This is a genomic window from uncultured Anaerococcus sp. (genome assembly GCF_937934665.1).
In the GTDB taxonomy this organism is placed as follows: domain Bacteria; phylum Bacillota; class Clostridia; order Tissierellales; family Peptoniphilaceae; genus Anaerococcus.
This window is the reverse complement of record NZ_CALGYW010000080.1, coordinates 1-6,350: the sequence shown is the minus strand read 5'-3', so window position 1 is coordinate 6,350 and position 6,350 is coordinate 1. Positions and strand designations below refer to the sequence as shown.

At 37.5% G+C, this 6,350-nt stretch carries 5 protein-coding genes and 1 other annotated feature; of the genes, 4 read left to right on the top strand and 1 reads right to left on the bottom strand.

What is annotated here, in order from left to right:
* Nucleotides 1-1,186 precede the first annotated feature (1,186 nt).
* On the top strand, nt 1,187-3,010 hold the full coding sequence (gene glmS, locus Q0410_RS04520) for a glutamine--fructose-6-phosphate transaminase (isomerizing) (RefSeq protein ID WP_299033375.1): 1,824 nt from the start codon (nt 1,187-1,189) through the stop codon (nt 3,008-3,010).
* An 83-nt stretch (nt 3,011-3,093) separates the two neighbouring features.
* Here the strand turns inward: glmS and Q0410_RS04515 are convergent, their stop codons facing one another.
* Nucleotides 3,094-3,342 carry a YkvA family protein gene (locus Q0410_RS04515; protein ID WP_299033373.1) on the bottom strand — a complete coding sequence of 83 codons (249 nt, stop codon included), beginning with the start codon at nt 3,340-3,342 and terminating at the stop codon, nt 3,094-3,096.
* A 179-nt stretch (nt 3,343-3,521) separates the two neighbouring features.
* On the opposite strand from Q0410_RS04515, the gene Q0410_RS04510 reads away from it, so the two are divergent.
* The 3 genes from Q0410_RS04510 to Q0410_RS04500 form a co-directional block, all read left to right on the top strand.
* Nucleotides 3,522-4,511 carry a DUF4236 domain-containing protein gene (locus Q0410_RS04510; protein ID WP_299033370.1) on the top strand — a complete coding sequence of 330 codons (990 nt, stop codon included), beginning with the start codon at nt 3,522-3,524 and terminating at the stop codon, nt 4,509-4,511.
* A gap of 1 nt (nt 4,512) precedes the next feature.
* Nucleotides 4,513-5,556, top strand: coding sequence for an ornithine carbamoyltransferase (gene argF, locus Q0410_RS04505; RefSeq protein ID WP_299033367.1), 1,044 nt, complete (start codon nt 4,513-4,515; stop codon nt 5,554-5,556).
* Nucleotides 5,557-5,599: 43 nt separating this feature from the next.
* Nucleotides 5,600-5,830, top strand: a binding site (T-box leader).
* 41 nt (nt 5,831-5,871) lie between these two features.
* On the top strand, nt 5,872-6,350 hold a 479-nt coding region (locus Q0410_RS04500), incomplete at its 3' end, for an ABC transporter substrate binding protein (RefSeq protein WP_299033364.1).

Below are 6,350 nucleotides of genomic sequence, written 5' to 3'. Positions count from 1 at the left end.
GTACGGTGGTGTGAGAGGACGGTGAATGAAATAATCATTTACCTCCTACTCGATTCCAGAAAAACATTAATAGTTTTTTATTTGAGATTAATTGTATCTTATATAGGTTTTTGGTCATTTACATACCCCCTCCGTTCAAAGGGGAGGCCCAAGGGACCTTCCGCAGGGTCCCTCACCCGCCTCCCCTTAAACCCCTCTCGACTACACCCCCGAGCGGCTCCTTATGCGGAGTGCGAAATTAGAAGCTTGCCTTGTCGGCAAGCTTTTTTGTGTAGAGAGAATGACCTTGTATAAGTTTTCGTATCTACACACTGATTTTTAATCTACGAAGCCCTAAAAATCGCAAACTCGCTACGCTCAGACACGCGATTTTCTTAACGGTCTTCTTGATTAGAAATCTTCGCTCGGTAAAATGGAGAATTTATCTTGATGTTCCAGATTTTGCGGGGCTCGTTTGGCTTCGCCAAACATTTCTATATAAGTTTTGCATTCTAAAACGAAGAGCTAAAAATCCCAAGGTCGAGTATTTTAAAATGCCAAGACTCCGTTTAAAAAATTGCACTGACAGCTTTTTACAAATATAAATACAGTAGCTACTGTGAACTAATTTTTAAATAAAAAGCATAAGTCAGACGAGATTGCAATTTTTAGGAGGCTTGGGATTTTTTAAAAGTAAGAATATAGCAATACTAAAACGAAGACGTAAACCCTATTAAAAAAAGATTTTCGAAGAAAATCTACCTTATTTGCTCCCCGCCAAGGGGCCGTTTGGAGGGGGTAGCGGAAGGGGGTTTAAGGGGGAGCCGGTTGGGGGACATACGGAAAGTCCCCCTGGGCTCCCCCTTTGAACGAAGATTCAACTGTAAGTAGGTTTATAATCTGTAATAATAAAGAAATATTAAAGATAATTCATAAGATGATAATCCTGGATTAATAGACTCACCTAGTGAAAAGATAATTTATCTCGGATAAAAATCTTGGATAATAACTTAAAATAGAATATAATTAAATAATGAGGTAAAAATAAAAAAGCGCCAGATCCCTTGGGGATGACGAGGAAGGAAGTTATCGAAAATTCGGCGGGAGCTTCCTAGGTTCACAGCCTTAGTGTTAGACAAAAGCAGAGAGCAATTTCTGTGACAGAGAAGACACAGTGGCCTCATATAAAAATTAATAAGGAGGCACTATGTGCGGAATAGTATGTTACAAAGGAAGTCTTGATGCAAGAGATGTAATCGTGGAGGGCTTAGAAAAGCTTGAGTACCGTGGTTACGACTCAGCAGGTCTTGTTGTGATTAAGGAAGGGGAGATTTCCCTTGCTAAAAAGGCAGGAAGGATAGCTAATCTCAAAAAGGAGCTTGAAGAAAATCCCCTAAGTGGCAATATCGGTATAGGCCATATTAGATGGGCAACTCACGGAGAGGCAAGTGATGTGAACAGCCACCCTCACTTATCTAACAATGGAAGGATAGCCGTAGTCCATAATGGTATTATAGAAAACTACAGGGAGCTAAAAAAAGACCTCGAAGAAGAAGGTTACATTTTTAAGTCATCTACAGATACTGAAGTTATAGCAGTTTTACTAGAAAAATACTATGACGGAAACCTTTTAGAAGCTGTTAAAAAAGTAAAAGAAAAACTTGAAGGCTCTTTTGCTTGCGGAATTATTTCAGCTGATGAGCCAGATAGGCTAATTGGTCTTAGGGTAGAAAGTCCCCTAGTTGTAGGAGTAATGGATAAAGAAGTGATAATGGCAAGTGATATTCCTTCTCTTCTAAAATACACCAAGGATGTAATCTACCTAGAAAATGGAGACCTAATTGATATTAAGGCTGATGACTTTACTATTTATGATAAGGATAATAAAAAAGTCCAAAGAGAAATCAAAGAAATAACCTGGTCGGTAGAAGCTGCTACAAAGTCTGGTTACGATCACTTTATGATTAAGGAAATAAACGAACAAGGACCAGCTATTAGGGAGCTTTTAAGGACAAATATGAAAGGTGACCGAGCTTCTTTTGAGGAGGGTTCCTTCACTAAAGAAGAAATTGAGAAAATCAAAAGAATTTATATAGTAGCCTGTGGTACAGCCTACAATTCTGGCCTAGTAGCCAAATTTGCCCTAGAAAAGTTTACAAAAATACCTGTAATCTGCGACCTAGCTTCAGAATTTAGGTACAATAATCCATTTTTAGATGAGGATACCCTAGTAATCCTTATCTCCCAATCAGGAGAAACAGCTGACAGCTTAAAGGCCCTAAGACTTGCCAAGGAAGAAGGAGCTATGACTCTTATTATTACAAATACCCTAGCCTCATCCATGGACAGGGAGGCAGACAGGTCTATCTATTGCTATGCAGGTCCTGAAATAGCTGTAGCATCTACCAAGGCCTACACAACCCAACTAGTAAACTTTTATCTTTTAGCCCTAGACTTTGCCGATAAGCTCGGTAGGGTATCCAAGGAAGATTACCAAAAAGTAATAGAAGGCTTAAAGGAAATTCCTGGAAAAATCGACCAAATTCTAGAAAAAGATGACAGAATAAAGGAATTTGCAGAAGAGATAAAGAAAGACACCAGCCTATTTTACCTAGGAAGGGGTCTTGATTACGCTACAACCATAGAAGCTGCCCTTAAGCTAAAGGAAGTATCTTATATCCACACAGAGGCCTTTGCTGCAGGTGAGCTAAAGCATGGAACAATCTCTCTAATAGAAGATGGGACTCCAGTTATAGCTATGCTTAGCCAAAAAGACCTCACTGCCAAGAGCCTATCAAATGTAGAGGAGGTTGTAGCAAGAGGAGCCAATGTCTTTATCATAACCAACCATAAGGACTCTAGGATGGAAAAAATAACAGAAAAGATTTTTGAAGTACCAGAAACTTTAGACATCTTATCTCCTCTTTTAACCGTTGTTCCAAGCCAACTTATGGCCTACTACACATCGGTAGCCAAGGGGATTGACGTTGATAAACCAAGAAATCTAGCCAAGTCCGTAACAGTAGAATAAAAACAAAAGCCTAGGCATCATTTTTGCCTAGGCTTTTAAAATACTTGTAATTTTACTTATTTTTCAAAAATTTATTTTTAACCTTAATTCTTAGGTGCTTCTACTTCTTTTTTGATATTCTCAGGTATCATCTTATTTGAAAAGTAAATAAGACCTGCTGTTAGGACTGTATCATCAATGTAGCCTAAAAATGGGAAGACATCTGGAATCATGTCTGCCGGCATGGCTATATAGACAAGGGATAGGGCTGCAAGGATCTTAGCTGATTTTGGTGTATCCTTACTTGTAAGGGCTTTAAAATATCTTGGTATTAGTTTTCTTAATTTATTCATAAAATCATTTCCTTTATTAAATACAAAACTTAATTATCTTAACTTCTATCTTCATTATACTAGGAAAATCCAAAAGTAAAATAAATATATGGAATTTTAACTTTAAAATCTTATAAAAAGCTAGTCTCTTAGTTTAATTTTAGTCTTTGGGTATAATACTATAAAGAAAGAAGGTAAAAATGGGAGTTAGATTTAGAAAAAGTATAAATTTGGGCAAGGGCTTTAGGATAAATATGTCTAAGTCAGGCCCAGGATTTTCTTGGGGTGGCAAGGGCTTTAGAGTAACTAAAAAAGCAAACGGAGGCTTTAGGACAACAGCCTACATACCAGGAACAGGCCTTTCCTACCAGAAAGATTTCTCAAACCCTTTAAAGGGAGGAAAAAATAAAAAAAGTAAAAAAGCAAGTGATAAGTATGAAGAAGAAATAACTAGGGCAGAAGAAAGAGACTTTGGTCTTGACTTTAAAAACCTAGAATCAACAGGGCTAAGAGATGTCCTAGATGAGGCGAAAGTTAGGTATCCTCTAAGGACGCCAGGTCTTGTGGTTTTTATCTTAGGTATAATCCTTACTTTTATAAATCCTCTTCTTGTTATAATAGCGATTGCTGGTGCTATCATGTACTTTTACAAAAAGAAAAATCCAGTAGAAATAGAGTATGATTTTACAGACGGGGCAGGTGAGGAATACGACCTTACCAATAAGCTCTTAGCAGGTATTCTAGAAAGCGATAGGGTCTGGCTAGTTGACGGTCTTATATCAGATTATGATAGAAATACCATCACAGCCAGAAAAGAGCTTAGAATAAAAGAAGGTCTTGAGGGAGAGCTTTCTACAAATGTCAAGGTCTATAGTCTTTATACAGGGGACCTCACCCTTTCCTTTCTTCCAGAAGCCCTTCTTATAAACAAAAATGGCATTAATAAGGCCATAGACTATGAAGATTTACAAGTTGACCTAAGGAGCGAAAACTTTGTAGAAAAAGAAAAAATTGCAGATGCAACCCTAATAGCAAAGACCTATCTTCATACCAATAAAGACGGCTCTCCAGATAAGAGATACAAGGATAATCTAGAAGTAAACCTTGTTGAATATGGAGTTTTGGAGATGAAAAATAAGGATATTAATCTCGTGATTGTCTTTTCAGACACAGTTATAGATGGAAAATAAGATGGATATTGATTTAAGAAAGAGAAACTTTATAGCCCTTAAGGATTTTTCTGAAAAGGAAATTCTTTATTTGATAGACCTAGCATGGCATTTTAAAGATTTAAAACAAAAAAGAAAACTTCATAAGTACCTAGAGGGACAAAATATCATTCTCCTTTTTGAGGAAGCCTCAACAAGGACTAGGACCTCCTTTGAAATAGCGGCAGCAGATCTTGGCATGAGCTCATCTTTTATAAACTATACCAAGGCAGGCCTTGGAGAAAATGAATCGATAGAAGATACTATTTTAGTTTTTGATCGCTACTACGACGGTATTGTCTATAGGGGTCACGAGCAAGACCTCTTAGAAAAATTGGTAAAGATAACAGATGTGCCAATTTATAATGCCATGACAGATATGTTCCATCCTTCCCAGATGATTTCAGACATGCTAACCATCAGGGAGAAATTTGGTCATTTAAAAGGCCTAAAACTTGCCTATTTGGGCTATCCTGGGGATATTATGCCAAACTCCCTTGCCATAACTTGCTCAAAGCTAGGAATTGACTTTGTAGGATGCGGACCAAGGGAATTTTTCCCAGGAAAGGCTTTGGTAAATCTTTCTAGGAAATTTTCTGATAAATATGATTCTGATGTAATCTACACTGAAGATATAAGACAGGCTGTGAAAGATGCGGATATTATCTATACAGACATGTGGCTTGCCCTTACAGAAAAGAATAATCCACCAATAGGAAGGATAAGAAAACTCTACCCTTATAGGGTAACAGATGAGGTCATGGCTATGTGCGATAAGGATGCGATATTTATGCACTGCCTGCCAGCCTTCCACGACCATAAGTCAAACCTTGCAAAAAAAGTCCTAGCCAAATTTCCAGATGATATGAAAGATTGTGATTTTAATGGGATGGAAGTAACCGACTCTGTTTTTAGGTCAGAAAAATCCATGGTTTTTGACCAAACAGAAAATAGGATTCCAGCTGTAAAGGCTATTTTATACTCAACTTTACGCTTAGATTCCGACCTTGATTTAAAAACCTTATAAAAATTTGACATAATATAAATTTTGATGTATTATTATAACAAATAAAAATGTAAGTACAGAAAGACAGTTTTAATGAATTACTTTAGAGAGAAGACGGTTGGTGCAAGTCTTAGTAAGGATTAAAACTTATTCCCTCTGTAAGCAGAATAGCCGAAATAAGTAAGCTATTACGGAAGCTACCGTTATCTGAAGCAAGGAGTTGTTAGACTCCTGTTAAGGTAATCTTTTAGATTATAAAATTAGGTGGTACCACGAACTTACACTCGTCCTATAGGGACGAGTTTTTTTATTATCGTTTTTTAGAAAGGAATAGAGATGAAAAAATCATTAGGGAAAAAAATTACCAGGGTTTTAATGGCCCTCACAGCCATCCTCATTTTATCTTCTTGTAGTAAAAAGGAAGGCAAAAAAGAATATATAATTGGAATAATCCAGATAGCCGACCACCCATCACTTGATGTGGCTAGAGTTGGTTTTTTGGAAGAATTAGATAGGGAAGGGATTTCTTATAAGTTAATCGACCACAGGGCTGGAGGCGATATTTCCCTAATCCCCCAACTGGCAAGTGACCTTAAGATAAAGGGAGCAGACTTAATCTACACCATAGGCACTCCAGCAGCCCAGGGAGTCTATAACATAGTTAACGATAGGCCAATCTTATTTACAGCCGTCACCGACCCTATTGGAGCAGGACTTGTTGATGAAAAGATAAGAACGGGGGCTAATATCACCGGAGTTTCTGACTATGTGAATCCTGCCAAGGTCCTTGATGATTTTTTGGAAATTTATCCAGA

Coding starts and splice junctions, on each gene's coding strand:
- Q0410_RS04515 (WP_299033373.1), bottom strand. CDS start 3,342: ATGAATAAATTAAGAAAACTAATACCAAGATATTTTAAAGCCCTTACA.
- argF (WP_299033367.1), top strand. CDS start 4,513: ATGGATATTGATTTAAGAAAGAGAAACTTTATAGCCCTTAAGGATTTT.
- Q0410_RS04510 (WP_299033370.1), top strand. CDS start 3,522: ATGGGAGTTAGATTTAGAAAAAGTATAAATTTGGGCAAGGGCTTTAGG.
- glmS (WP_299033375.1), top strand. CDS start 1,187: ATGTGCGGAATAGTATGTTACAAAGGAAGTCTTGATGCAAGAGATGTA.